Here is a 26,350-nt window from a genome sequence, read left to right as displayed (position 1 = left end):
GGGTTCAGTGTTGCACGCGGGTCGCGCATCGGCCAACGGCGGTCGGAACTGTCGGTGCTCCGGAGTAATGTCGCGAGGCGATGAGCACCCTCTTCGACATCCCCAGCGCCCGTCGGCCCGTCCACCTCAAGGTCGACCCGTCGACGCTGCTCGAGGGGCTCAACGAGCAGCAGCGCGCCGCCGTGGTCCACGAGGGCACACCGCTGCTGATCGTCGCCGGTGCCGGCTCCGGCAAGACCCGGGTGCTCACCCATCGGGTGGCCTGGATCCTCGCGTACCGCGGCGCTCAGCCCGGCGAGATCCTCGCGATCACGTTCACGAACAAGGCCGCGGGCGAGATGAAGGAGCGGGTCACCGAGCTCATCGGCAACCGCGCTCGGTCGATGTGGGTGTCGACGTTCCACTCCGCCTGCATCCGCATCCTGCGCGCCGAGGCGAAGACCGCCGGGCTGAAGTCGCAGTTCTCGATCTACGACGCTGACGACTCGCGGCGGCTGATGACGCTGGTCGCCCGCGAGCTCGACCTCGATCCGAAGAAGTACCCGGCCCGCTCGCTGCTGGCCCAGATCAGCAACCTCAAGAACGAGCTGGTCGACGAGGAGACGTTCGCGTCCCGGGCGTCCGGCACGGCCGAGCGCATGCTGGCCGAGGCGTACACGCTCTACCAGCGGCGGCTGCGCGAGGCCCAGGCGCTGGACTTCGACGACATCATCATGACCACGGTGAACCTGCTGCGGGCGTTCCCGGCGGTGGCCGAACACTACCGGCGGCGGTTCCGCCACGTCATGGTCGACGAGTACCAGGACACCAACCACGCCCAGTACGCGCTGGTCCGTGAGCTCGTCGGTACGGACGCCGAGGGCCAAACTGCAGTCGGAGCACAGCCAGCCCCGGCGGAGCTGTGCGTCGTCGGCGACGCCGACCAGTCGATCTACGCGTTCCGCGGCGCGAGCATCCGCAACATCCTCGAGTTCGAGCGTGACTACCCGCAGGCCACCACGATCCTGCTCGAGCAGAACTACCGCTCCACGCAGACGATCCTCAACGCCGCCAACGCGGTGATCGCGCGCAACCCCGACCGGCGCGAGAAGAAGCTGTGGTCGCAGGCCGGCGACGGGCACCCGCTCACCGCGTACGTGGCCGACAACGAGCACGACGAGGCCGCCTGGGTCGCCGGCGAGGTCGACCGGCTCACCGACTCGGGCACCAACAAGCCGGGTGAGGTCGCGGTGTTCTACCGCACGAACGCCCAGTCCCGGGTGTTCGAGGAGATCTTCATCCGGGTGGGCCTGCCCTACAAGGTCGTCGGCGGTGTGCGGTTCTACGAGCGCAAAGAGGTCCGGGACGCCCTCGCGTACCTGCGTGCGATCGCGAACCCCGACGACACGGTGAGCGTCCGGAGGGTTCTGAACACACCCCGGCGGGGCATCGGCGATCGGGCCGAGGCCTGCGTCGAGGCGCTGTCGTCGCGGGAGCGCATCGGCTTCGGCGCGGCGCTCGAACGCGCGGGGGAGGCCCCGGGTATCGGCAGCCGCGCGGTCAAGCAGATCGGCGAGTTCACCGCGCTCATGGCGTCCCTGCGCGATCTGGCCGACACCGAGCCGCCGAGCATCGTCCTGGAGGCCGTGCTCACCCGTACCGGCTACCTCGCCGAGCTGGAGGAGAGCACCGACCCGCAGGACGAGGGGCGGGTCGAGAACCTGCAGGAGCTCGTGAGCGTCGCGCGTGAGTTCGAGGAGCGGGCGGCGGCCGCGGAGACCGAAGCCGGGCTCGTCGAGTTCCTCGAGCAGGTCGCGCTGGTCGCCGACGCCGACAGCATCCCTCCGGCGCCCGACGACGCCGAGGGCGCCGACCAGGCCGCCGCGCAGGGCCAGGTCACGCTGATGACGTTGCACACCGCAAAGGGCCTCGAGTTCCCGGTCGTGTTCCTCACCGGCCTGGAAGACGGCGTCTTCCCGCACCTGCGGTCGCTGGGCGACCCCAAGGAACTGGAGGAGGAGCGCAGGCTGGCGTACGTCGGCATCACGCGGGCGCGGGAGCGGCTGTACCTGTCCCGGGCGATCACCCGTAGCGCCTGGGGTCAGCCGCAGTACAACCCGCCGTCGCGCTTCCTCGACGAGGTGCCCACCGGGCTGCTCAGCTGGGAGCGGCAGGCTCCGGCGCCGAAGGAGACGCTCTCCAAGTGGAGCGGCACCGGGTCGGCGCAGGAGCGTCTCGCGCAGTCCTATGCGTCGTCAGCGCGGCCATCGTCCCGTGGCGGCGGAGGCGGCAACCGTCCGGCCATCTCCCTCGAGGTCGGCGACCGGGTCTCCCACGACGCGCACGGGCTGGGGCGCGTCGTGGAGAAGCGGGGCGACGGCGACCGCGCCCAGGCCGCCGTCGACTTCGGAGACGGCAAGGCCCGCTGGTTCCTGCTGCGCTACGCGCCACTCGACAAGCTCTAGGCCGCGTCCGTCACAACAGTCCGAAGTGGTCCACCGTCTCTTGTGGTCCGCGAGCGCAAACTGATCCACCGAACGGCTGGCTGTACGGTCGTTCTACCGATAGAATCGAACATGTGTTCGAACGATGCTCGAACGGTGAGGGTGGTACGGGGATGAACGAGATCAAGAGCGCCACGGTTGTGACGGTCCGCCGGCCGCGGTACTGCGCGGCACCCACGGTGCGGTCCACGGTCTCGGCGCGGCCGTCAACCGGTCGGATCGTGCTGGAGGCCTACCGTCCCGGCTTCTCAGAGGCCGGTGTTGACGGCCGTCACCGAGACGTCGTGGTCCTCGAGCCAGCCGAGCGGGTCCTCCGGCACGTCGTCGATGCGAACCTCGAAGTGGCAGTGCGGCCCGGTGGACTGGCCGGTGCTGCCCACCTTGGAGATCGCGTCGCCGGCTTCGACGTGGTCGCCGACGGAGACGAGCAGTTCTGAGTTGTGCCCGTACCGGGTGGTGACGCCGTTGCCATGGTCGATGATCACGATCTGGCCGTAACCGCCGTACCAGCCGGCGCGGATCACGGTGCCCGCGCTGGCCGCCCGCACGGTCGAGCCGTAGGCGGCGGCGAAGTCGATGCCGTAGTGGAACGTGCCCCAGCGGGCGGCGTAGAGCGAGCTGAGCGGCCCGGTGGCCGGCTTGATCCAGACGGGCAGTTGCTCCGGCTCGCCGACGCCACTGCGCTTCTGCGACCGGGACGCGCGCGGGCTACCGCTGCGGGTGTCCAGCTGGGTGGCGTTTCCCGCGTCGCTCGACTTCGCGGCGGAGAGCTTGCCGGCGTCGACCTGCTGGCCGAGTGCTGCCGAGGCGCTGGCGGTATCCGCTGTCGGAAGCGCCGAGCCGACCGCCAGGGCGGCGACACTGACGCCGACCACTGCGGTCGTAACAGCCATGGCGTATCCGGCGCGTGGTGCTGTCGGTGCGCGATGGCGTCCGACGTGCCGGACATTCCCGCTCTCTTGCACTAACTGCCTTTCGACGGCCTACCTGCTCCCTGTTCGATCACGTGTGCCGCCGCAAGTGCGTTCACATTCGGATCGAGTCCGGAGACGGTCGGAAACGGCAGACCGGTTCCCGACACAAGGCGTCACGATGCCAGCCCCAGACGGCAGGGGCAAGAATCGCACACGAACCCGTGGCTTTCCGCCCCCCGATTCCCTTTTGCGCACGGGAAAATCGCTGCTACCGGTAGCCGAAAGCGCACCATTCGTTATCGCGAGTTTCATTGGTGCTCTTCTGTGTATCGGACGAATAGGTAATCGACGTCAGATAACGGGCGCCATGTCGTGTCTTAAACCCACCTAAAGACAGTCTGGGTCACACGTAGTGCACCGGGAAGGGGTAGTCCTCCGAACGGCTGAGCGGCGTCTGATGCCTCGGATGGAACCTGTTCCCGCTTACGGAGGGTGAGATTGAGCGGAGGGGTCGGGCGCACCCCTCGAACGCCCGACCCCGACCGCCCGCCCGACCGTTGCCGATGGGCGGTCGCTGGGAACAACGCGCGGCCGCGCTCGCGGTAACGGGGGCTGGCGGGGCGGATGTCACATCCGGGGCTGCCGGGGCCGCTGATGTGCGTGTGACCTGCCGCCATCCCGGTGTCCGACCGGACACGTGATGTTCGTATCGTCGTGCTTGTGAGGTAACACACCGGCGCGGAGGCGCACGGTCCGTGTCGCCACCGATAACCTGCGGCAAGAAGGTGTCGGATACCCGTCGTTGTTGCGCCCACCGGCTCTGCAGGCTTGGCCGCGCGCGACGACGGATGCTCCTCCGGCACCATGCGACGAGGCAGCGACAGCGGGCCGAGCGGCGGCTTCGACCCGCGTCGAAACGAGCGAGGACGGACGCGGCAGTGGATCTGTTCGAATATCAGGCGAGGGACATCTTCGCCAAGCACGGGGTTCCGGTGCTGGCCGGCTCGGTAGCCGACACTCCGGCCGAGGCGCGCAGCATCGCCGAGAAGGTCGGCAAGCAGGTCGTCGTCAAGGCGCAGGTGAAGGTCGGCGGCCGAGGCAAGGCGGGCGGCGTCAAGCTCGCCGAGACGCCGGACGAGGCCGAAGCCCGTGCCACCGACATCCTGGGCATGGACATCAAGGGCCACATCGCCCACCGGGTGCTGGTCGCCGAGGCGAGCGACATCGAGGAGGAGTACTACTTCTCCTTCCTGCTCGACCGCGCCAACCGCACGTTCCTCGCGATGGCCAGCCGGGAGGGTGGCGTCGAGATCGAGCAGGTCGCGGTCGAGAACCCCGACGCGCTCGCGAAGATCCCGGTCAGCGCCGTCGACGGCGTCGACGAGGCGAAGGCCCGCGAGATCCTGGTGGCCGGCAAGTTCCCGGAGGACACGCTCGACGAGGCCGCCAAGGCCGTCGTCGCGCTCTGGGACGTCTTCGTGGGCGAGGACGCGACGCTCGTCGAGGTGAACCCGCTGGTCAAGGCCCCGGGTGGCCGGATCATCGCGCTCGACGGCAAGGTCACGTTCGACGGCAACGCCGGTTTCCGGCAGCCGGGCCACGACGAGCTCGAGGACATCTCCGCTGTCGACCCGCTCGAGCAGGCCGCCAAGGAGAAGAACCTCAACTACGTCAAGCTCGACGGTGAGGTCGGCATCATCGGTAACGGTGCCGGTCTGGTCATGTCGACGCTCGACGTCGTCGCGTACGCGGGCGAGGAGTTCGGCGGCAAGAAGCCGGCCAACTTCCTCGACATCGGCGGTGGCGCCTCGGCGGAGGTCATGGCGAACGGCCTGGAGATCATCCTCTCCGACCCGGCCGTGAAGAGCGTGTTCGTCAACGTCTTCGGCGGCATCACCGCGTGTGACGCGGTGGCCAACGGCATCGTGCAGGCGCTGGCGTTGCTCGCCGAGCGCGGCGACGAGGTCAACAAGCCACTGGTCGTCCGTCTGGACGGCAACAACGCCGAGCTCGGTCGGCAGATCCTCACCGACGCGAACCACCCGCTGGTCGAGCAGGTGGACACCATGGATGGCGCCGCCCGCCGCGCCGCCGAGCTGGCTGCGAAGTAAGGGACGCCGAGAGATGTCGATCTTCCTGACCGAGAAGAGCAAGGTCATCGTCCAGGGCATGACCGGGTCGGAGGGGCGCAAGCACACGCAGCGCATGCTCCGCTCGGGCACCCAGATCGTGGGCGGCGTCAACCCGAAGAAGGCCGGCACGTCGGTCGACTTCGAGGACAACGTGTCCGTACCGGTGTTCGGCAGCGTCGCGGAGGCCATCAAGGAGACCGGCGCCGACGTCAGCGTCATCTTCGTGCCGCCGGCCGGCGCGAAGGCCGCGATCATCGAGGCCGTCGACGCCAACATCGGCCTCGCGGTCGTGATCACCGAGGGCATCCCGGTACACGACACGACCTGGGCCTGGGACTACGCGGAGAAGAAGCGCGCCGAGGGTGGCCAGACCCGGATCATCGGTCCGAACTGCCCCGGCCTGATCTCCCCCGGAGCCTCCAACGCGGGCATCATCCCGGCCGACATCACCAAGGCCGGCAAGATCGGGCTGGTCAGCAAGTCCGGCACGCTGACCTACCAGATGATGTACGAGCTGCGTGACATCGGTTTCTCCACCGCTGTCGGCATCGGCGGTGACCCGGTCATCGGCACGACACACATCGACTGCCTGGAGGCGTTCGAGGCCGACCCCGAGACCGCGGCGATCGTCATGATCGGCGAGATCGGTGGCGACGCCGAGGAGCGGGCCGCGGCCTACATCTCCGAGCACGTGAAGAAGCCGGTCGTCGCGTACGTCGCGGGCTTCACCGCCCCCGAGGGCAAGACGATGGGTCACGCCGGCGCGATCATCTCCGGCTCGGCCGGTACCGCGCAGGCGAAGAAGGAAGCGCTCGAGGCCGTCGGGGTCAAGGTCGGCAAGACGCCGTCCGAGACCGCGCGTCTCATGCGCGAGATCGTCACCGCCTGAGTTTTCTCGAAGCCGGGTTCCGCTCCGCGGGGCCCGGCTTCGGCGTGGGCGGGGAGCGACACGCCGGGGCTGGGCGCGTGCCGCTTGGTACTCGCCTGTCACAGTAAGGCGGTGTCCCCCGGCGCTCCTCCCTCCTCGCCTGCCCGGGTGGCCCTGCCCGCAGCGGCGGTGACCACGGCCGGGTGGGCGGCGCTGGTGGTGCTCGTCCCGATGGCTGCGATCGCGCTCGTCGTCTGGGTGGCGGAGAACCGGTCGGGTGCCCCGGCGGGTGACGCGATCCGCCTCGCCGCCGACGGCTGGTTGCTCGCGCACGGCGTCCGGCTGCAAACCCCGGTCGGTCCGTTCGGCCTGACGCCGCTGCTGCTGAGCGTCGTGGTGCTGCGTCAGCTCTACCGCGCCGGTCGCAACAGCGCGCTGGCCACCGGCGCGGCGTCCTGGCTGGCGGTGGTGCGTGTCGCGGTGGCGGTCGGGCTCGCGTACGGCTTCATCGGCATGGTCGCCGCACTGCTCGGCGCCACGTCCGGCGTGCGGGCGGACCCGGCTTCGGCCGGTGTCGTCACCGGTCTCGTCGCCGGCTTCGGCGCGGGTTGGGGCGCGGCCAGGGCGGCTGGCGTCGGTGCGGTGCTCGCCGTCGGAATGCCCCACGTCCTCCGTCGTGGTGTGACGGCCGGAGCGGTCGCGGCCGCGGCCGTGCTCACCGCGGGTGTCCTCGCGGCCGGTGCCCAGATGGCCGTCACCCACCAGGAGTTCCGCACCGTTTTCGGCTCGCTGCACGCGGGTGTGGTCGGTGGGGTCGCGATCACCGCGCTGTGCGTCCTCTACGCGCCCACCGCGGCGGTCTGGGCGAGCGCGTACCTGGTGGGGCCTGGATTCGCGGTCGGGACGGGCACTGCTGTGGACGCCAGCACCGTGCAACTCGCCCCGCTGCCGTCGTTCCCGCTGCTCGCGGCCGTGCCGACGGGACCTGCTTCGGCGATGGTGAGCCTGGCGCTGGCCGCACCGTTGATCGCCGGACTGCTGGCGGGCACCATCACCGCCCGGCCGGCCGCCCGCGCCGAGGACCCCGGGCTGCCGCGCTGGCGCATCGCGCTCGGCGGCGCGCTGATCGCCGGTCCGGTGGCCGGTGTGCTGGTCGGGCTGGCCGCGGCCGCGTCGCGCGGGCCGCTCGGCGACGGCCGGCTCTCCGAACTGGGCCCGTCGGCCTGGCACGTCGGCATCGTGCTCGCGGTCGAGGTCGCGGTGGCCGCGCTGGTCGGTGCCACCGTCGCCCGCACGGCGGCGTCCTGGGCCGCCTGGTCGACCACCCGCCGCTGGCCCCCGACTGCCGAGGCGGGCCCGGGTTGGGCGGATCGCCTCCCACCCCGCGCTCGCCGGATCGCGACGGGCCTGCTGCGCGGCCCGGACGCCGCCGATCGAGCTGCCCCGCCGCCCCGGGAGCCCGAGCTCACCGTCGACACCGCGCCGGATTCCCGGCGCCGAGCCGGTGAGGGCTGACCGTCGCCCCGACCGGGCGCGGTGCCCGGTGTCCGAGACGACCGGTTAGGCTCGTGGCGTCGTCCGGAGATTAGGAGCGTCGTGACCGCCCGAGTCGTGGTCCTCGTATCGGGGTCAGGCACCACGCTGCAGGCGTTGTTGGACGCCGCTGCGGATCCGGGGTACGGCGCCGATGTCGTGGCCGTGGGAGCCGACCGGGGCGACATCCAGGGCCTCACCCGGGCCGAGAAGGCCGGCGTACCGACGTTCGTCCTCCCGGTCGCGGACTACGACACAAGGGAAGCCTGGGACGCCGCCCTCACCGAGGAAGTCGCCTCCCACGACCCGCACCTGGTCGTCTCCGCGGGCTTCATGAAGCTGGTCGGGCCGGCGTTCCTGAGCCGCTTCCAGAATCGCATGGTCAACAGCCATCCCGCCCTGCTGCCGTCGTTCCCGGGCATGCACGGCCCGCGGGACGCGCTCGAGTACGGCGTCAAATTCACCGGCTGCACGTTGTTCTTCGTCGACGCCGGCGTCGACACCGGGCCGATCATCGACCAGCGGGTCGTGCCGGTCGAGCCCACCGACGACGTGAGTCAGCTGCACGAACGCATCAAGGTCGCCGAGCGGGACATGCTCGTCGACTCGATCGGCCGGCTGGCCCGGGAGGGCTGGACCGTTACTGGAAGGAAGGTCTCGATCCCATGACCGACCGGAAGCCCATCCGGCGCGCGTTGATCAGCGTGTACGACAAGACCGGGATCGAAGAGCTCGCCGTCGGCCTGGCGGAGCTCGGCGTCGAGATCGTCTCCACCGGTTCCACCGCAGCCCGCATCGCTGCTGCGGGCGTCAAGGTCACCCAGGTCGCCGAGGTCACCGGTTTCCCCGAGACGCTGGACGGCCGGGTCAAGACCCTGCACCCGCACGTGCACGCCGGGCTCCTGGCAGACCTGCGCAACCCGGCACACGTCCAGCAGCTCTCCGAGCTGAACATCGCGCCGTTCGAGCTGGTCATCTCGAACCTGTACCCGTTCCGGGAGACCGTCGCGTCCGGCGCCGGCCACGACGAGATCGTCGAGCAGATCGACATCGGTGGTCCGTCGATGGTGCGTGCGGCCGCGAAGAACCACGCGAACGTGGCGATCGTGGTCGAGCCCGGGGCGTACCCGCTCGTGCTCGAGGCCGCCCGCGCCGGTGGGTTCGACCTCGCTACCCGCCGTCAGCTGGCGGCACGTGCGTTCGCGCACACCGCCGCGTACGACGTCGCGGTGGCGGGCTGGACCGCGCGGGAGCTGGTCGACGAGACCGGTGACGTCGCCTGGCCGGCGTTCGCGGGTATCGCGCTGGAGCGCGCCGAGGTGCTGCGGTACGGCGAGAACCCGCACCAGGCCGCGGCGCTCTACGTCGACCACGACGCCGTCGCGGGGATCGCGCAGGCCGAGCAGCTGCACGGCAAACCGATGTCCTACAACAACTACGTCGACGCCGACGCCGCGTACCGCGCCGCGTACGACTTCACCGAGCCGACAGTGGCGATCATCAAGCACGCGAACCCGTGCGGGATCGCCTCGGCGGACACTATCGCCGAGGCGCACCGCAAGGCCCACGCGTGCGATCCGGTGAGCGCGTTCGGCGGTGTGATCGCGGTGAACCGGCCGGTGACGGTCACGATGGCCGAGCAGGTCGCGGAGATCTTCACCGAGGTCGTGGTGGCGCCCTCCTACGAGGACGGCGCGGTCGAGATCCTGTCGAAGAAGCCGTCGATCCGGCTGCTGACCGCGCCCGCGCGGGCGCGCGGCGGGGTGGAGTTCCGGCAGGTCTCCGGTGGCGGGCTGGTGCAGACCGTCGACGCGGTGGACGCTCCGGGCGACGACGTCAGCGGCTGGAAGCTCGTGACCGGGGAGCCCGCGGACGCCGCGACGCTCGCGGACCTGGCGTTCGCGTGGCGGGCGGTGCGGGCGGTGAAGAGCAACGCGATCCTGCTCGCGAGCGCCACCGCGACGGTCGGCGTCGGCATGGGACAGGTGAACCGGGTCGACTCGGCTCGCCTGGCCGTGTCGCGCGCCGGCGATCGGGCAACCGGGTCGGTGGCTGCCTCCGATGCGTTCTTCCCGTTCGCGGACGGGCTGGAGGTTCTCACCGAGGCCGGTATCAAGGCCATCGTCGAGCCCGGCGGCAGCGTCCGCGACGACGAGGTCATCGCCGCCGCTCAGAAGGCCGGCATCGCCCTCTACTTCACCGGAACCCGCCACTTCTACCACTGAGTGGGCGGCCCGCCCAGAACAACGCTGCCAGTCGAGCGCGAACCCTTGAGTATCACCTATACGCGGCGGGTCCGCGCTCGCCTGGCAGCGTTGCCCTGGGCGGGCTCCAGGTTCGAACCCGAACAACGGCATCTGGACGCTCGTCGTCAGGAATAGTGAACTCATGAGCGTCTTTTCGTCGGTCGCCGATGTCTCCGAGCGACTCGCGGCGGTGGGTTATCTGGCGTCGCCAGCCGTTGCGACGACTGTGTTTCTGGCAGATCGGCTCGAGAAGCCGTTACTCGTGGAGGGACCGGCCGGGGTCGGGAAGACCGAGCTCTCCAAGGCCGTCGCTGCCGCGTCCGACGCGCGGCTCGTGCGGCTCCAGTGCTACGAAGGCGTCGACGAGTCGCGCGCGCTGTACGAGTGGAACCACGCCAAGCAGCTCCTGCGCATCACGGCCGGCCAGGACGAGAGCTGGGAAGAGACAAAGGCGGACGTCTTCAGCGAGGAGTTCCTGCTCCCGCGCCCGCTGCTCACCGCGATCCAGGGCGACGAGCCGACCGTCCTGCTCATCGACGAGACCGACAAGGCCGACGTCGAGATCGAGGGCCTGCTGCTGGAGGTCCTCGGCGACTTCCAGATCACCGTGCCGGAATTGGGCACGATCACGGCCACCCGCGCCCCGTTCGTCGTCCTCACCTCGAACGCGACCCGCGAACTCTCCGAAGCGCTGCGCCGCAGGTGCCTGTACCTGCACATCGACTTCCCGGATGCCGCCCTCGAGGAGCGGATCGTCCGGCTCCGCGTGCCGGACCTCGACGACACGCTGGCAACGAGCGTCGTCCGGGTGGTGAACGCGCTGCGCTCGATGGAGCTGCGCAAGGCTCCCTCGGTCGCCGAGACCATCGACTGGGCCCGCACCCTGCTCGCGCTCGGCGCCGACACGCTCGACGAGCAGGTCGTCACCGAGAGCCTCGGCGTGCTACTCAAGCATCAGACGGATGTCATCCACGCCACCAAGCGCCTGCGGCTGGACTCGGTGCTGCGGTGACCGCGACCGTCTCGGGCCGGCTCGTCGAGTTCGTGCAGGCGCTGCGCGAGCACGGCCTGCAGATCGGGCCGGGGGAGACGATCGACGCGGCCGGCGCCGTCGACGCGCTCGGCCTGGCCGACCGGGAGCAACTCCGCCACGGCCTGTCCGCCACGCTGCTGCGCCGCTCCGGCCACGAGGCCGTGTTCGACGCGGTGTTCGACCTCTACTTCCCGGTGGCGACCGGCGCACCGGAGGCCACCCGGGGCTCCGCGGAGCCGCAGAGCATCGAGGAGCTCCGCGCCCGCCTCGCGGACGCGCTGGTCGGCGGAGACCCGGCGCTGCTCGCCCAGCTGGCCGCAGAAGCCGTCGCCCAGCTGGGGCAGTACGGCCAGGTCGGCTCCGGCGGCGAGGGCGCACCCGGGTCCGGTGGTTGGTCGGCGCACCAGGCGATGGAGCGTCTCCGTCCGCAGACGCTGATCGCGTCGGTGGCCGAACGCATGGCGCAGGGCGAGTTCGCCGACCGCCTGGCGCGGGACGAGGCGCGGCAGCGGGTCGCCGAGTTCGAGAAGCTGGTCGCCGCGGAGGCCCGGCGCCGGGTCGCGGAGATGCGTGGCCGTGACCGGATCGCCCGCTACTCGATCCCGAAGGCCGCCGACCACCGCGACTTCGTCACCGCGAACCGGGAGCAGCTGGCGGCGCTGCGCCGTACCGTGCAACCGCTGTCGCGGCGGCTCGCGACCCGGCTCGCGGCTCGACGTCGTCATACGAGAAGAGGAGCGCTGGATCTGCGACGGACGTTCCGCCGGTCGTTGTCGACCGGCGGGGTCGCGATGCGTCCGGCGTTCCGCAAACCGCGGCCGGGACGGCCGGAAATAGTGCTGCTCTGTGACGTCTCCGGATCGGTCGCCGGGTTCGCGCACTTCACGCTGATGCTGGTCGAGGCGATGCACGACCAGTTCAGCCGGGTGCGGGCGTTCGCATTCGTCGACTCGACCGCCGAGGTGACCGAGCTGGTGGCCGACAACGACGCCGATCCGGCGCGGCTGGTGGAGCGCATTCTGTCCGAAGCCGGCGTGGTGAAGTGGGACGGGCACAGCAACTACGGGCGGGCGCTGCGGGACTTCGTCACGGAATCCCTGGACGCGATCGGCCCGCGGACGTCAGTGCTCATCCTCGGCGACGCCCGGACGAACGGCGGTGACCCGAACCTCGCGGCGGTCCGACAGATCGTCGACCGGGCGCGTCGCACCTACTGGCTCAACCCCGAGCCGCGCGGCTCGTGGGGGAGCGGTGACTCGGCCACCGAGGCCTACCGCACGCTCGTCAACATGTACGAGTGCCGCAACGCCGACCAGCTAACCCAGGTCATCAGTCGAGTCCTGCCCGTCTGACCCACTTCGGGTTAGATGAGGGGCGTGACGGCGACTCTGCTGGACGGTAAGGCAACCGCGGCCCTGGTCCGGGCCGAGCTCCGCGACCGGGTGGCCGCGCTGCGCAAGCGGGGGGTGGCGCCCGGGCTGGGCACCGTACTGGTCGGTGACGACCCGGGTTCGCGCGCCTACGTGGCGGGCAAGCACCGCGACTGCGCCGAGGTCGGGATCGAGAGCATCCGGGTCGACCTTCCCGCCGACGCGACCCAGCAGGAGGTCGAGGGCGCGGTGGCGCGGCTGAACGCCGACCCCGCCTGCACCGGGTACATCGTCCAGCTGCCGCTGCCCCGTGGGCTCGACGCGAACCGCGTCCTTGAGCTGATGGACCCGGACAAGGACGCCGACGGCCTGCACCCGACGAACCTCGGCCGGCTCGTCCTGGGGGTTCCGGCGCCGCTGCCCTGTACGCCGCGCGGAATCGTGGAGCTGCTGCGTCGCTACGGCGTGAAGCTCGACGGCGCCGAGGTGGTCGTGGTCGGCCGCGGTCTGACCGTCGGCCGCCCGCTGGGTCTGCTGCTCACCCGTCGCACCGAGAACTCGACGGTGACGCTGTGCCACACCGGCACCCGCAACCTCACCGAGCACACCCAAGCGGCCGACATCGTCGTCGTCGCGACCGGTCACGCGCACATGCTGACGCCCGACATGGTGAAGCCCGGCGCAGCGGTGCTCGACGTCGGCATCACGCGTACCGAGGTCGGTCTCGCCGGCGACGTCGACCCGGCCGTCGCCGAGGTGGCAGGTTTCCTCGCGCCGATGCCCGGGGGCGTCGGACCGATGACGCGGGCGATGCTGCTGGCGAACGTGGTCGAAACCGCCGAGCGTTTCGCCGAATGATCACCGTCGGTTAAACACCAGAAACTCACAGCGATGGTCAGTTCGAAGCAGCCGAATGGGCCCTCCTTTTGCGCTTTCCCAGAAAATTAACTCTGCGTTATTTATGGGATACGGATGGATGTTTCTGGCGACTGTCCCGAGAAAATCGTGGCGAGTGTTACGGAGCCCCGGCGTTTTCTCGATGTCAGGTTTCTGACACTCTAGGCGGCGGCGATTCCGTCGCAAGGTTGACAACGCTGAAGCAGCCTAGGGGAGAGACTGTTCCTGAGAACTTTTACAGAACACCCAAAGACGGACATAAGTTCTTCTGGACAATCCCGACTCAACTGGCGTATCGGCCGATCGTTGCGAGTTCAACCGAATGCGGGCGTCCGACCAAACGGACTTCGGGCTACTTTTCCGAAATTACTATACGCTCTGGTCGGTGATTGACAAAGCGACATGAAGTTTTGACCGCACCTTCACATGAGAGTGCGCATGTTGCCTATGATCGGTCCTTCGGAGGCACCGTTTAGGGGTCGCCGCGTCAAGATGAGCAAGATGGACATAAAGGTAGATGCGTGCAATGTAGGGCAATCCTCGGATGGACGGCATGGAGGGGACCTGCCGAGTCACGGTGCGTGAATAACGCCGTGGCCGTTACATCCGAGACCCACAGCCCGCTGACGGAGCGGTCGGCCATCGTCACCCATCGCCACACCGGAAATTTCCACGTCCGTGTCAGTCAGGGGTTCGCCCCTGTCGGAGGAGGGCTGCAATGACCGCGCCGAACCGGGCTGCGGCGAGCGAAGATGACTCGTCACAAGCCCAAAACTCGGCAGTAGGCCGGGTGCGCGTCCCCTCGGCGCGCCCGGCCGCCGATTCCGAGGGATCGGCGGGCGGTTCCGATCGCGCCGAGGACCGGAACGACGCCGGGGGCAGGCAGCCCGAGGCGTCCGGTCGCGCGTCGGTGAGTGGCTCTGCCTCTGTCAGTGGCGCCGCCTCCGTCAGCGGCGCCCCCGTCAGCGGGGCGGCGTCGGTACCGGGTTCGTCCGGGCGCGCGAGCGTTCCGATGCCGCCGCCCGCGGGTCGCGAGGACGACGGCCGTGGCCGCGCGTCCGTGCCGGCCCAGCCGGGTCGTGCCTCGGTTCCGCCTCCGCCGGAGCCCCGTGACTGGGCCGGGCCGTCCAACGAGGCTTCGGGCCGCGCCCGGATTCCGGTCGCCCGCCCCGAGCCGGACGCCGACCAGGGCTACTTATCCCCGCCCGGGTACGACCAGAACTACGACCAGCGCGGCTACGAGCAGGGTTACGACCAGCCCTCCGCCTACGGCACGGCCCGCCCGCAGTCGGCGCCGCCGCAGCAGCAGCAGCCGCCGCAACAGCAGCCGCCACACCAGCAGCAGCCGCCGCGTCAGGCGCCGCCGCAGCCGAGCGGCCCGCCGCCGCAGCAGTACGACACGCGCCCGCAGCCCGACAGCCAGTACCGGCAGCCCGCGTCCCGCGGCGGCCACGGCTACGAGGACAGCGGCGAGTACATCCGCCCGATCTTCATCGACGCTCCGCCGATGCCAGCGCCGAGTCAGGAAGAGACGGCGCTGCTCGACATCGTCCACGAGCCGTTCGGCCCGGCCCCGCGCATGGTCGCGATCGGCCGCGCGACGGTTCCGGTCTTCTCCCGTCCGGACGCCCGCGAAGAGGTCCCCGAGACGGGCCTGGACGCAGCGTTCGAACTGGACAAGACCGGCCAGTTCGGCATCGAGCGCATTCACGGCCCCCGTGAGACCTACGACTACGAGGGCTACAGCACGCTGGCCGGCCCGATCCAGGCCGCGCCGCAGGGCGAGTACAAGGTGCAGATGCGCCGGCTGTTCCGCCGCCGTCCGTTCCGCACGGCCATGGTCACGCTGCTCGCGCTCGTCGTCGAAGTGACGTTCTTCGCCTGGCTGTTGATCGCGGGCAAGATGCCGGTGATCGAAGGTCACCAGGCGCTCTACGCCGCGACGATCTTCGTGATCGTCTGCACGGCGCTGGTCGAGCTCTTCCGCCTGATCAACGTCCTGACGCTGTGCATCATGACGCTGAGCGTCCGGGACCCGATCCCGGTCGCTCCGCCGTCGGGCATGCGGGTCGCGTTCCTCACCACGATCGTTCCGGGCCGTGAGCCGGTGGACGTCGTCCGGCGGACGCTGATCGCCGCGAAGCGCATCCGCCACGACGGTCCGTTCGACGTCTGGCTGCTCGACGAGGGTGACGACGACGAGGTCAAGGCGATGTGCGCCGAGCTCGGAGTCCGCCACTTCACCCGACGCCACGTGCCGCAGTGGAACACCAAGCACGGCCCGCACAAGGCGCGTACCAAGCACGGCAACTACAACGCCTGGATCATCAGCCACGCCCGCGAGTACGACGCGTTCGTGTCGGTCGACCCCGACCACGCGCCGCTGCCGAACTACTGCGAGCGCATGCTGGGGTACTTCCGCGACCCGAGCGTCGGCTTCGTGATCGGGCCCCAGGTCTACGGCAACTACGACAACTTCGTGACGCGGTGGGCCGAGTCGCAGCAGTACCTGTTCCACTCGGTGCTCCAGCGGGCCGGCAACCGGCTGGGTATCCCCATGCTGGTCGGCACGAACAACGCGGTCCGCATCGACGCGCTGCTGTCGATCCGCGGCCTGCAGGACTCGATCACCGAGGACATGGCGACGAGCATCGTCGCCCACACTACGAAGAACCCGGCGACCGGCAAGAAGTGGCGCTCGGTCTACACGCCCGACGTTCTCGCGGTCGGCGAGGGCCCGGCGTCCTGGACCGACTTCTTCACCCAGCAGCACCGCTGGTCGCGCGGCACCGACGAGGTGCTGATGCGCTCGTTCTGGAAGCGCGGCTGGAAACTCGGCCCGCGTCGGATGCTGCACTACATGTTGTTGATGTCCTTCTACCCGCTGACCGCGGTCGCCTGGATGCTCGGCGCGGCCACCTGTGCTCTCTCGGTCATCCTGGGTACGAAGGGCGTGCAGGTTCCGCTGCAGGTCTGGTTGATGCTCTACGTGGACGCCGCGGTGCTCCAGGTCGGGTTGTACCTCTGGAACCGGCGGCACAACGTGAGCCCGCACGAGAGCGCCGGTTCGTCCGGCGCGGTGGGCATGCTGATGTCCACGATGTCGGCGCCGATCTACGTCTCGTCGTTCGTCGGTGCCCTGCTGGGCCGGAAGAGTGGTTTCGTCGTCACGCCCAAGGGCGACTCGGCGAGCCCCGACCGCTTCCGGACGTTCAGCCTCCACCTCGGCTGGGCCGCGTTCTTCGCTGGCCTGGTCATCGTTTCGATTCCGTTGGGGCATGCGTGGGGTCCGCTTTGGATCTGGCCGTTGCTGAACTGCTTCGTCTGCCTGCTGCCCGTGATCATCTGGCGTTACGAGACCCCGCTGCGTCGCCGTCAGGCACGTAAGGCCGCCGCCGCCCGTCCGCAGTCCGCACGCAACCCGCACCTGGAGACAGCTGCATGAGTCCCCGGAAAAAGCCTTCCCTGGGCCGCCGTTTGGTCACGCTCGTGACGTCAGCCGGAGTGATCGCGGTCCTCGCGATCGTGAACCGGCCGATGGTTGCCTTCGGCCAGGAGCAGTACCACCAGTTCCAGATCAACCGGGACTCGTACAAGTCCGAGTTCGGGCACTGGGACATGCTTCCCGTGCCGTCCAACTTCCAGGTCAACGCGATCCACGCGGCCCTGCTGCCCACGGGCAAGGTGCTGATCATCGCGGGCTCGGGCAACAAGGAAGACCAGTTCAAGGCCGGCACGTTCAAGACCCTGATCTGGGACCCGAAGACGAACCACTTCAAGATCGTCACGACGCCGACCGACATCTTCTGTGCCGGGCACAGCTTCCTGACGAACGGGAACCTGCTGGTCGCCGGCGGCACGAAGAAGTACGAGCTGCTCGAGAACAAGGTCACGCACGCCGCGGGCGTCCTGAAGATCAAGCAGGAGTCCCCGGACAGCGGCACGACCGAGCTCGACAAGGGCACGATCGTCACGTCGAAGACCGGCGTGAAGTACAAGCTCACGTCGGACGTGAAGGTGCCGGCCGCGAAGAAGGTCAGCGTGCACGCCGACACGACGGTGACGCCGAGCGAGGTCGAGGTCTGGATCGAGGCCGTCGACAAGGGCAAGGGTTCGGTCATCCCGAAGCCGACGCAGTTCGACATCGAGGGTCTGACCGGCGACGACAAGACCACGATGTACGGCATCGCCGAGAAGCTCACGATGGAGAAGCAGGAGTACACCGGCGCGGAGTACTCCTACGAGTTCAACCCGTTCACCGAGAAGTACGAGCGGGTCGGCAACCTCAACGAGCCGCGGTGGTACCCGACGCTGATCCCCACCGCCGACAACAAGGTGCTGGCGCTCTCGGGCCTGGACCAGTTCGGCCGGATCGACACCGGCAAGACCGAGGTCTACAACGAGACCACGAAGAAGTGGGAGTTCCAGCCCAAGCTCAACCGGTACTTCCCGACGTACCCGTCGGTGTTCCTGATGCAGAACGAGAAGTTGTTCTACTCGGGATCGAACGCGGGGTACGGCTCGGACAAGCAGGGCCGTGACCCGGGCGTCTGGGACCTGAAGACGAACAAGTTCACGAAGGTGTCCGGGCTGCGTCAGCCGGAGATGAACGAGACCAGCGCTTCGGTGCTGCTCGCGCCGGCGCAGGACCAGAAGGTCATGGTGCTCGGTGGTGGTGGCGTCGGTGAGGACCCGAAGTCGACGGCTCGCACCGACATCATCGACTTGAAGGAAGCCACGCCGACGTTCACGCCGGGGCCGGACCTGCCGGCGCCGACGCGCTACCTGGGCACGGTGCTGCTTCCGGACGACACGCTCTACACCGGGCACGGGTCGTCGGGGTACCGCGGTAAAGGCAACAGCGATCACCTGACCGCGCAGATCTACCACCCCGACACGAACAAGTTCACGAAGGCGGCGGACCCGACCGTCGGGCGGAACTACCACTCCGAGTCGATGCTGCTGCCGGACGGGCGGGTCATCACGCTGGGGTCCGACCCGCTGTACGACAAGTCCGACAAGAACCCGGGCACGTTCGAGAAGCGGATCGAGATCTTCACGCCGGCGTACCTGTACCACGGGGAGCGGCCGTCGATCACCGACGGGCCGAAGTCGGTGCAGCGTGGGAAGGCGTACACGTTCGCGACGCCGGACGCGGGGAACGTCGCTACCGCTCGGTTGATGCGGCCGAGCACGGTCACGCACTCCACTGACGTCGAGCAGCGTTCGATCGCGTTGGACGTGTCGAAGACCGCTGACGGGATCGGGGTGACGATCCCGAAGGAGCGCGGTTTGGTGCCGTCGGGTTGGTACATGCTCTTCGTGACCAACGCGGACGGAACCCCGTCCGAAGCCAAGTGGGTCCAGGTGCAGTAAGCCCCGCTCTTCAACGGCGGGCCACCCCCAGCGGGGGGTGGCCCGCCGTTCGTTGTTCCCGCCCGCGCCCGGAGCGGTCCCGTTCGGGCGGGCCAGGGCCTGGCAAGACGGGACCGCTTCCGGGCCCGGACCCCGTGCGGCCCCGTTCAGGCGAGCTCCTGCACGTATGAACGGGACCGCTACAGGCTGGCCGGTAACGCGAAAGCCCCGGCCTAAGGCCGGGGCTTTCGGGGCTCGTAAACGGGGTTCAGGGTTACGCAGAGGCCTTGGCTAGCTCCAAGGCATACTCGGTCCACCACTGGCCGGCTTGAGGTGCTCCGTCGCGGCAGGCGCCGTCCGAATCCCCGGGCTGCTTCACCCAGAGAAACGCATCCACCCCGGGGATACCGGTGTCACTGGTGGGCGGCGTACCGAGCGCCCGCCCCGGCGGGTTGCACCACTTCAGATCGTCCGACGTCTCGGTGTACGGCCCGTTGCCGTTGCGGCTGGTGTCGATCACGAAGTGCTCGCCCTCCAGCGCTTCGGACAACTTGTTCCCGTACTCGACACTCGCGTCCGTCGTCTCGAAGTTCGACACGTTCAACGCGAACCCGTCGGCCTTGTTGACGCCGACCTTCTTCAAGGCCTCCACCATCCGCGAGAAGTCCTTGATCCACGACGCGTTCCCGGCATCCACGTACACGTGCGCCTTCGGATTCGCCTTCAGCGTCGTGATCGCGTACGCCAGCAGCTCGTATCGCTCGGCGATCGACCCCTCGTCGGAGATGCAGTTGTCGAGCGTGTGCGCGATCGCGTCCGGCTCGAGAATGATGACGCCGTTGTGGCCCGTCAGCCCCGCAGCGATCTCGTCGATGTAGGCCTTGTAGCTGTCCGCGTCGTTCGCCCCACCGGACGAGTACTGCCCGCAGTCGCGGTGCGGCACGTTGTACACCGTCATCACAGCGGTCTGCTTGGCCTGATCGGCTGCGGTGACGAGTGCCTTGACCTCGTCGGTCGTGCCGCCGGACCCCGCCGCGAGCCAGGTCGCGACCGGACGGGACGCGATCTTGTCCAGCTGCTTCGCGTCGTCGGCGTTCCCGTCGGCCTTGAGCTGCTCGATGTTCTGCGCCGCCGGGTTCGCCGGGTTGACGTAGAACTTCTGACCCGACAACGGGTTGTCCGGATCGGTCTTGGCAGTGGGCTTCGACGTCAGCGGCTCGTCATCGGAGCCACCCGAGGTCAGCATGACCGTCAGACCGCAGGCCACGAGCGCGACGACGACCGCGAGACCGATGATCAGCGGTGTGCCGATCCGTTTGGGCCGGCGATGCCGAGGGGCCGCAGTTACCGGAGGTGCAGCCTGGTCTTCCACTTCGAGGTTCCCGCCCTGTCCCATTGACTCCCGCCTGACCGTACAGGTCCGATGCCAGCCGTTCTGTGCACCGACCACCGCTCCCACACGTGCGTGGGTAACGGAAAAGTTCAGATCATTCGCGCGATTGGTAGAACGTCCAGGCGTCCGCGACGATCGAGTGCAAATCAGGACGTTGCGGCACCCAACCGAGTTCGCTCGCGGCCCGCGCGCTGGAGGCGACCAGCTCGGCCGGGTCTCCGGGACGGCGCGCCGCCATCTCGACCGGCACCGGCCGCCCGGTGACCTCCCGCACGACTTCCACGACCTGCTGGTTGCTGAAGCCGTTGCCGTTACCCAGGTTGTAGACCCGGTGCCGCGACGGCTCGATCGCGTCGAGTGCCAGCAGGTGCGCGGCCGCCAGGTCGGCCACGTGGATGTAGTCGCGGACGCAGGTTCCGTCGGGCGTCGGGTAGTCGTCGCCGAAGATCTGGAGGTTCTCCCGCTTCCCGGCCGCGACGTCGAGCGCGATCGGGATCAGGTGGGTCTCGGGGTCGTGACGCTCACCGAGCGCCCCACCCGACGCGGGGATGTACGCGCCGGCGACGTTGAAGTACCGCAGGCTGATCGCGCCGAGTCCGTGCGCGGTGCACTCGGCGCCGATCGCGGCGTCGACCGAGAGCTTCGTCCAGCCGTAGGGATTGGTCGGTGCCTTCACCGCATCCTCGGTGATCGGCACCTCCTGCGGGTTGCCGTACACAGCGGCCGTCGAGCTGAACACCATCCGCGGCACTCGGGCCGCCCGCACCGCGTCGAGCAACGCGAGCGAGCCGATGACGTTCGTGTGGTAGTGCCGCTCCGGAAATTGGACCGACTCACCGGCAGCGATCTTCGCCGCGAAGTGGAGCACGCCCTCGAACCCGGAATCGGGCGTCAGGACCGAAGCGACATCGTGCACTGACATTTCGTGCAGAGTCACCCCGTCCGGAATCACGTCGGCGTGACCGGTGGAGAGGTCGTCGAGCACCGTGACGTCGTGCCCGGCATCGGCCAGTAGCCGCACCACCACCCCGCCGATATAGCCCGCGCCGCCCGTCACCAGCAGTTTCATCTCAGCTCCTCGTTGCTGCCCCGGCTGTTACAGATCGTATCGATCCGGCCTGGGAAGCATCCGCGCGGTCATCCCTGACAGAATGCTCGGTATGGGTGAGACACGTCCCCGGGTGCTGTCCGGCATTCAGCCCACCAGCGACTCGTTCCATCTCGGCAACTACCTCGGGGCGCTGCGCAACTGGGTGTCGATGCAGCAGACCCACGACTGCTTCTACTGCGTGGTCGACCTGCACGCGATCACCGCGGGTCACGACCCGGAGACGCTCCGGCGTCGCACCCGGGTGAGCGCCGCGCAGCTGCTCGCGGTCGGCATCGACCCGGAGCAGTCCACCCTGTTCGTGCAGAGCCACGTGCCGGAGCACGCGCAGCTCGCCTGGGTGTTCAGCTGCATCACCGGGTTCGGTGAGGCCAGCCGGATGACCCAGTTCAAGGACAAGTCCGCGAAGGGCGGCGTCGACCGGTCGAGCGTCGGCCTGTTCACGTACCCGATCCTGCAGGTCGCCGACATCGTGCTCTACCAGGCCGACGCGGTTCCGGTCGGCGAGGACCAGCGGCAGCACGTCGAGCTCTCCCGTGACCTCTCACAGCGCTTCAACAAGACGTTCGGTCCGGTGTTCACGGTGCCGAAGCCGTACATCGTCAAAGAGACCGCGAAGATCTACGACCTGCAGGACCCGACGGCGAAGATGAGCAAGTCGGCATCCTCGCCGGCCGGCATCATCGACCTGCTCGACGAGCCGAACCGCACCGCGAAGAAGATCCGGTCCGCGGTCACCGACACCGGTCGCGAAATCGTGTACGACCCGGAAAACAAGCCGGGCGTCAGCAACCTGCTGACGATCTACTCCGCGCTTTCCGGCCGGACGATCGACGAGCTGACGAGCGCCTACGAGGGCAAGGGCTACGGCGACCTCAAAAAGGACCTCGGCGCGGTGGTCGCCGACTTCGTCGCACCGATCCAGAAGGCGACGCAGGGCTACCTCGACGACCCGGCCGAGCTCGACCGCGTGCTCGCGATCGGGGCGGGGAAGGCCCGGGAGATCGCCGGCGCGACGCTCGCCGCGGCCTACGACCGCATCGGATTCCTCCCGGCGGCCCCGTGACCCGCACCATCGGAGTAGCGCTCCCGATCCCCGCTCCCTTCGGCGGGCAGCTGGACGGTTTCCGGCGGGGCGCCGGTGATCCGATGGCCGCGTTCATCCCCGCGCACGTCACGCTGCTCGGTCCGACGCCGCTCGCCGACGAGGAGCTGCCGGGCGTCGTCGAGCACCTGCGTGTGGCGGCCACCCGGCACACGTCGTTCGACCTGCACCTGCGGGGGAGTGGAACGTTCCGCCCGATCACCGCGGTGGTGTTCGTGGCCGTCGCGAGCGGCATCAGCGAGTGCGAGATGTTGGAGAAGGACATCCGCACGGGGCCGCTCGACCGTGAGCGCCTCTACCCGTACCACCCGCACGTGACCGTCGCGCACGACCTCGACGACGAGACCCTGGACCGCGTCTACGCCCAGCTCGCGCATTTCGAAGCGCGATTCCGGGTATCCGGATTTACGTTGTTCGAGCACGGCGTCGACGGGCGATGGCGCCCGCAGCAGGATTTCCCCTTCACCACGTAAGGGGGCGAGGGGGCGCGGCATGGCCGATCGGTTCGTCGCGTTTCCCGGGATACCGGCCCGGATCGTCGGGCCGGTCCGCCGTGCCCGGCAGCGCCATCGCTGGTTCGACACGATGATTCGCGCCGCCGTGCGCTTCGACCAGGTCAACGGCGGCCGCCTGGCAGCGGCGACCACTTATTACGCGTTCCTCGCCGCGTTCCCGCTGGGGTTGCTGTCGTTCTCCGTCCTCGGGTTCCTGCTCTCCGACGATGCCGTGCTCACGCAGCAGGTCGAGCAGTTCCTGCTGCAGAACGTGCCGGGACTGCCGGTGACCGCGATCGCGGACGCCCGGAACACGGCCGGTGTCATCGGCGTGATCGGCTTCCTGTTCGCCGGACAGCGCTGGGTGGACTGCGTGCGCAGCTCGGTGCGTGCGGTCTGGCGGCGCAACGAGTTCCCGAGCAACTGGTTCCTGCGCACGATCAACGACCTGGTCGCGCTGATCCTGCTCGGTGCGGCGCTGCTGTTCTCGGTCGGCGTCACGGTCGTGCTCTCCAGCGGCGCGGAGTGGCTGCTCGGCGCCGCCGGGCAGGACGGCGAGGTCGCCGGCAAGACCACGTTGAGCATTCTGGCGTTCATCGCCGGGCTGGTCGTCAACGTGGTGGCGTTCGTCGGTTTCCTGGCCGGACTGCCGCGGCTGCGGATGTCGTTCCGCCGGGTCATCGGCCCCGCGTTGCTCGGGGCCATCGGGCTCGAGCTGCTCAAGACCGTCGGTCGCGTCTACATCAACATGACCGAGTCGAACCCCGCCTACACGCTGGTGGCGGGCACCGTTGGCCTGCTGGTGTTCCTGAACCTGTTCGACCAGCTGCTGCTCTACTGCGCCGCGCTCACCGCCACCGCGCAGCGCGGCGGTCAGGTGATCGACCGCGTCGCCCCGCCGGCGGACGGAGAGTGCGTCGAGGTGATCGCGGTCATCGAGACCCCTCCTGCCGACGTGGATCCGTCGGCCGCCGAGGAGAAGGTGAGCTATATCGCTGCGGAGGACGGCCGGCCGGTCGCTGCCGGGGACCGGACGGGCCTCGATCCGGCTCGTGACGCTGAGTCCGCGGCGGCCCACCCGGACCGACCGGATGCGGCATCCGCGCCGACCGACGTCGCCGTGCCCGGGCGCGCACCTGCCGGGCCCTGAGCAGCCCGACGCCGAGCACCAGCAGGCTGACGCCGGTCACCCCGACGCCGACGAAGTACGCCGACGGCCCGTCCGCGGTTCCGCCGGGCACCACGGCGTCCGTGCTGGCCGCGCCGGGAGGCCTCGACGGTCCGGCGGACGCGGCCTCGTCGGCGCCGTCGACCAGCCGGCCCACCGGCTCGGTGCCCGACGGCAGCGCGAAGCCCCAGTCGAGCAGCCCGGCTGCCTGCTGCCAGAGCGGCTGCGGCCGGTGCTCGCCGTCCAGCATCGTCACGACCAGACGCCGACCGTTGCGGCTGGCCGCGCCCATGTACGTGTGCCGGGCGGTGTCGGTGTAGCCGGTCTTGCCGCCGATCGCGCCGTCGTAGTTGTAGAGCAGTTTGTTGTCGTTCTGGATCTGGAACCCGGCGTACGTGCGCGGCGGCTGCACGTTCGGTTTCTGGCCGGGGATCTGCGCGGACTTCGCCGCGGTGTACCGGCGGAAGTCGGGGCGGGCGAAGTCGGCCTTCGCGATCAGCGCCAGGTCGTAGGCGCTGGTCCACTGGCCGGGCCCGTCCAGCCCGGACGGCGTCGCCGCGCGGGTGTCCTTCGCACCGAGTTTCTCCGCGGTCTCGTTCATCGCGGCCAGCCCGCCCTTGACGCCGTTCTCGCCGCCGGCCAGCCGCGCCAGCACGTTCGCCGCGTCGTTGCCGGAGACGAGCATCAGCCCGAGCAGGACCGTATCTACCTTGTACCGGCCACCCTCGACCAGCCCGACCGCCGAGCTGCCGGACTCGAACGCGAGGTCGCCGGAGGTGACAGTGACGACCTGCTGCGGCTTCACCCGGGGCAGCACGGTCAGTGCGGTCAGCAGCTTGAGCGTGCTCGCCGGCTGGTGCAGCGCGTGCGGGGAGCACGTCGCCAGCACCTCGCCGCTATCGAGGTCGGCCAGTACCCAGGAGTGGGCGTTCAGGGTCTTCGGGAGCGCGGCGGTGGCACCGTCGGGCAGCACCAGGCCGGAGCTGCCCATCCGCTCGCCGCCGACCGGGTCGTCGGAGTTCTCCCGGTCCGGCGGCGTGGGCCGCGGCGGTGCGCTGACCGGCGGCGACGGCTTGGCGATCGGGCAGGGCGGATCGTCGGCCGCGGCCGCCGGTCGTACTCCGGGAAAACTGACGGAGCACACCAACGCGAGCGCCGCTGCTGCGAGTCGAACCGGCTTCACCGGGCGAACGCTACCCGGACCCGGGCGCGTCGCCCGGCAACCCGCTGCCTCAGACCACCGGTGGCGTGGTGGAGGTGCTCTCCAGTAACGCGTCGAGCTTCTTCTCGATCGCGTCGAACCGTTGGTCGACGTATTCCTTCAGCTCGGTGACCTGGTCGGAGTGGTCCTTGCGCAGGATGGACTCGCGGTACGCGCCACCCTTGCCGCCGTGGACCGTGTCGTCGATCGAGTCGAGCTGCTTGCGCACGCGATCCCACTGCGCCTGCGGCACCTGGGCCATGTCTTCTCCTCCGCTGGTCCGAAAGTTTTCCCAGTCCCGCACGATCGACGAGTTGTCGGACTCGTGACCGGCGAGGCCGGACAGATGCAAATGGTGGTCGGACGACGAGTACGTACCGCGGAACGAGTCGTTGCGGGTGTACTGGTGGCCGTTGATGTTCAGGTAGAAGACCCACTTGTACGCGCCGTTGCGCAGTCGCGGGATCAGCCAGCGCTCCAGCCCCGACATGTTCGGGGCCTCGATGTCGATCGCGTACACCTTGCCGAACTTGCACGCGCGGCCGCCGAAGCCCTCGGAGCACCAGGGTGTGTGGCCGCCGGAGCCGCGCAGGTGGGAGGCGTTGCCGATGACGCCGAGGCAGCGGTAACCGCGGCTCGCGAGGCGTTGGATGTCGTCGTACTCGTCCGCGACGGCCTCGATCGGCGTCCAGCGGACGGTCGCGCCGTTGGAGGGGCGTCTCACTGTTCCGCCGTTGCGGATGCTGGAGGCGGCTGCGGCTCTGGTCGCCGTGGCGGTGGCCGCGCCCTGCCGGGCGGATTCGGTGCGGGGTGGGGAGATCTGCGCGGAGGGTGCAGCCTCCGGCTCGATGAGCTCAGTCTCCGGCTCGATGATCTCGCGGGGCCAGGACGATGCGTCCGCCGCCGTCTCCAGAGTGTCGTCGACCGACGGCATGATCTCGGCTAACGCCTCGAGTTCAGCCTCGGTGTGGACCTTCTCCGGGTCGGAGGGCACGGCATCACCCGACAGTGGCTCGGACACGATACGCGCCTCCGGGTCGACTTCGGATA

At 69.2% G+C, this 26,350-nt stretch carries 18 protein-coding genes and 1 pseudogene; 14 read left to right on the top strand and 5 right to left on the bottom strand.

The window, feature by feature from the left end:
• The first annotated feature begins 80 nt into the window (after positions 1–80).
• A complete protein-coding gene (gene pcrA / locus ACGFY5_RS32740) occupies positions 81–2,444 on the top strand; it encodes a DNA helicase PcrA (RefSeq protein ID WP_392726032.1) in 2,364 nt (787 codons plus the stop codon).
• Between the two features lie 287 nt (positions 2,445–2,731).
• Here pcrA and ACGFY5_RS32735 read toward each other — a convergent pair whose 3' ends face one another.
• Positions 2,732–3,376, bottom strand: a complete 645-nt coding sequence (locus ACGFY5_RS32735; RefSeq protein WP_392726029.1) for a M23 family metallopeptidase — start codon at positions 3,374–3,376, stop codon at positions 2,732–2,734.
• A gap of 959 nt (positions 3,377–4,335) precedes the next feature.
• On the opposite strand from ACGFY5_RS32735, the gene sucC reads away from it, so the two are divergent.
• The 10 genes from sucC (at position 4,336) to ACGFY5_RS32685 (ending at position 18,852) form a co-directional block, all read left to right on the top strand.
• Positions 4,336–5,508, top strand: coding sequence for an ADP-forming succinate--CoA ligase subunit beta (sucC, locus tag ACGFY5_RS32730; RefSeq protein WP_392726026.1), 1,173 nt, complete (start codon positions 4,336–4,338; stop codon positions 5,506–5,508).
• Positions 5,509–5,521: 13 nt separating this feature from the next.
• Positions 5,522–6,418 (top strand): succinate--CoA ligase subunit alpha, encoded by an 897-nt coding sequence (gene sucD, locus ACGFY5_RS32725; RefSeq protein ID WP_392726024.1) that lies wholly within the window; start codon positions 5,522–5,524, stop codon positions 6,416–6,418.
• A 147-nt stretch (positions 6,419–6,565) separates the two neighbouring features.
• Positions 6,566–7,912, top strand: a complete 1,347-nt coding sequence (locus ACGFY5_RS32720; RefSeq protein ID WP_392726022.1) for a DUF6350 family protein — start codon at positions 6,566–6,568, stop codon at positions 7,910–7,912.
• Positions 7,913–7,993: 81 nt separating this feature from the next.
• On the top strand, positions 7,994–8,599 hold the full coding sequence (purN, locus tag ACGFY5_RS32715) for a phosphoribosylglycinamide formyltransferase (RefSeq protein WP_392726019.1): 606 nt from the start codon (positions 7,994–7,996) through the stop codon (positions 8,597–8,599).
• Entirely contained in the window at positions 8,596–10,155 is a 1,560-nt protein-coding gene (gene purH, locus ACGFY5_RS32710) for a bifunctional phosphoribosylaminoimidazolecarboxamide formyltransferase/IMP cyclohydrolase (RefSeq protein ID WP_392726016.1), read from the top strand. Before purN ends, purH begins: the two co-directional genes overlap by 4 nt.
• 163 nt (positions 10,156–10,318) lie before the next feature.
• The gene (locus ACGFY5_RS32705) at positions 10,319–11,188 is read left to right on the top strand and encodes an AAA family ATPase (protein WP_392726013.1); all 870 of its coding nucleotides are present in this window, start codon (positions 10,319–10,321) and stop codon (positions 11,186–11,188) included.
• Positions 11,185–12,561 carry a VWA domain-containing protein gene (locus ACGFY5_RS32700; protein ID WP_392726011.1) on the top strand — a complete coding sequence of 459 codons (1,377 nt, stop codon included), beginning with the start codon at positions 11,185–11,187 and terminating at the stop codon, positions 12,559–12,561. The genes ACGFY5_RS32705 and ACGFY5_RS32700 overlap by 4 nt, the downstream gene beginning before the upstream one ends.
• Before the next feature lie 24 nt (positions 12,562–12,585).
• On the top strand, positions 12,586–13,437 hold the full coding sequence (locus tag ACGFY5_RS32695; protein ID WP_392726010.1) for a bifunctional methylenetetrahydrofolate dehydrogenase/methenyltetrahydrofolate cyclohydrolase: 852 nt from the start codon (positions 12,586–12,588) through the stop codon (positions 13,435–13,437).
• Positions 13,438–14,488: 1,051 nt separating this feature from the next.
• On the top strand, positions 14,489–16,921 hold the full coding sequence (locus tag ACGFY5_RS32690) for a glycosyltransferase family 2 protein (RefSeq protein WP_392726008.1): 2,433 nt from the start codon (positions 14,489–14,491) through the stop codon (positions 16,919–16,921).
• On the top strand, positions 16,918–18,852 hold the full coding sequence (locus ACGFY5_RS32685; protein ID WP_392726006.1) for a galactose oxidase-like domain-containing protein: 1,935 nt from the start codon (positions 16,918–16,920) through the stop codon (positions 18,850–18,852). Before ACGFY5_RS32690 ends, ACGFY5_RS32685 begins: the two co-directional genes overlap by 4 nt.
• A 253-nt stretch (positions 18,853–19,105) precedes the next feature.
• Here ACGFY5_RS32685 and ACGFY5_RS32680 read toward each other — a convergent pair whose 3' ends face one another.
• Complete coding sequence (locus ACGFY5_RS32680) at positions 19,106–20,203, bottom strand: glycoside hydrolase family 6 protein (RefSeq protein WP_392726005.1); 1,098 nt, start codon at positions 20,201–20,203, stop codon at positions 19,106–19,108.
• 115 nt (positions 20,204–20,318) lie between these two features.
• The gene (galE, locus tag ACGFY5_RS32675) at positions 20,319–21,293 is read right to left on the bottom strand and encodes a UDP-glucose 4-epimerase GalE (protein WP_392726002.1); all 975 of its coding nucleotides are present in this window, start codon (positions 21,291–21,293) and stop codon (positions 20,319–20,321) included.
• A gap of 91 nt (positions 21,294–21,384) precedes the next feature.
• On the opposite strand from galE, the gene trpS reads away from it, so the two are divergent.
• The 3 genes and pseudogenes from trpS to ACGFY5_RS32660 form a co-directional block, all read left to right on the top strand.
• Positions 21,385–22,398 carry a tryptophan--tRNA ligase gene (trpS, locus tag ACGFY5_RS32670; RefSeq protein WP_392725999.1) on the top strand — a complete coding sequence of 338 codons (1,014 nt, stop codon included), beginning with the start codon at positions 21,385–21,387 and terminating at the stop codon, positions 22,396–22,398.
• Positions 22,395–22,910 (top strand): 2'-5' RNA ligase family protein, encoded by a 516-nt coding sequence (locus tag ACGFY5_RS32665; protein ID WP_392725997.1) that lies wholly within the window; start codon positions 22,395–22,397, stop codon positions 22,908–22,910. Before trpS ends, ACGFY5_RS32665 begins: the two co-directional genes overlap by 4 nt.
• A 19-nt stretch (positions 22,911–22,929) precedes the next feature.
• A pseudogene (locus tag ACGFY5_RS32660) lies at positions 22,930–23,787 on the top strand (YihY/virulence factor BrkB family protein); the annotation flags it as partial.
• Between the two features lie 76 nt (positions 23,788–23,863).
• On the opposite strand, the gene ACGFY5_RS32655 reads toward ACGFY5_RS32660, so the two are convergent.
• Together ACGFY5_RS32655 and ACGFY5_RS32650 are read right to left on the bottom strand one after the other, a co-directional pair.
• Positions 23,864–25,282 carry a D-alanyl-D-alanine carboxypeptidase family protein gene (locus ACGFY5_RS32655; RefSeq protein WP_392725994.1) on the bottom strand — a complete coding sequence of 473 codons (1,419 nt, stop codon included), beginning with the start codon at positions 25,280–25,282 and terminating at the stop codon, positions 23,864–23,866.
• 49 nt (positions 25,283–25,331) lie between these two features.
• Positions 25,332–26,321, bottom strand: a complete 990-nt coding sequence (locus ACGFY5_RS32650; RefSeq protein ID WP_392725991.1) for a hypothetical protein — start codon at positions 26,319–26,321, stop codon at positions 25,332–25,334.
• Between the last annotated feature and the right edge of the window lie 29 nt (positions 26,322–26,350).

It is taken from the genome of Cryptosporangium sp. NPDC048952 (assembly GCF_043197895.1).
GTDB lineage: Bacteria > Actinomycetota > Actinomycetes > Mycobacteriales > Cryptosporangiaceae > Cryptosporangium.
Note: the sequence above shows the minus strand (reverse complement) of the source record. Positions and strands in the feature narration are given on the sequence as shown.

Excerpts from the sequence above, each read along its gene's own strand:
- pcrA (WP_392726032.1), top strand. The coding sequence starts at position 81 with ATGAGCACCCTCTTCGACATCCCCAGCGCCCGTCGGCCCGTCCACCTC.
- ACGFY5_RS32735 (WP_392726029.1), bottom strand. The coding sequence starts at position 3,376 with ATGGCTGTTACGACCGCAGTGGTCGGCGTCAGTGTCGCCGCCCTGGCG.
- sucD (WP_392726024.1), top strand. The coding sequence starts at position 5,522 with ATGTCGATCTTCCTGACCGAGAAGAGCAAGGTCATCGTCCAGGGCATG.
- purH (WP_392726016.1), top strand. The coding sequence starts at position 8,596 with ATGACCGACCGGAAGCCCATCCGGCGCGCGTTGATCAGCGTGTACGAC.
- ACGFY5_RS32705 (WP_392726013.1), top strand. The coding sequence starts at position 10,319 with ATGAGCGTCTTTTCGTCGGTCGCCGATGTCTCCGAGCGACTCGCGGCG.
- ACGFY5_RS32690 (WP_392726008.1), top strand. The coding sequence starts at position 14,489 with ATGCCGCCGCCCGCGGGTCGCGAGGACGACGGCCGTGGCCGCGCGTCC.
- ACGFY5_RS32685 (WP_392726006.1), top strand. The coding sequence starts at position 16,918 with ATGAGTCCCCGGAAAAAGCCTTCCCTGGGCCGCCGTTTGGTCACGCTC.
- galE (WP_392726002.1), bottom strand. The coding sequence starts at position 21,293 with ATGAAACTGCTGGTGACGGGCGGCGCGGGCTATATCGGCGGGGTGGTG.
- trpS (WP_392725999.1), top strand. The coding sequence starts at position 21,385 with ATGGGTGAGACACGTCCCCGGGTGCTGTCCGGCATTCAGCCCACCAGC.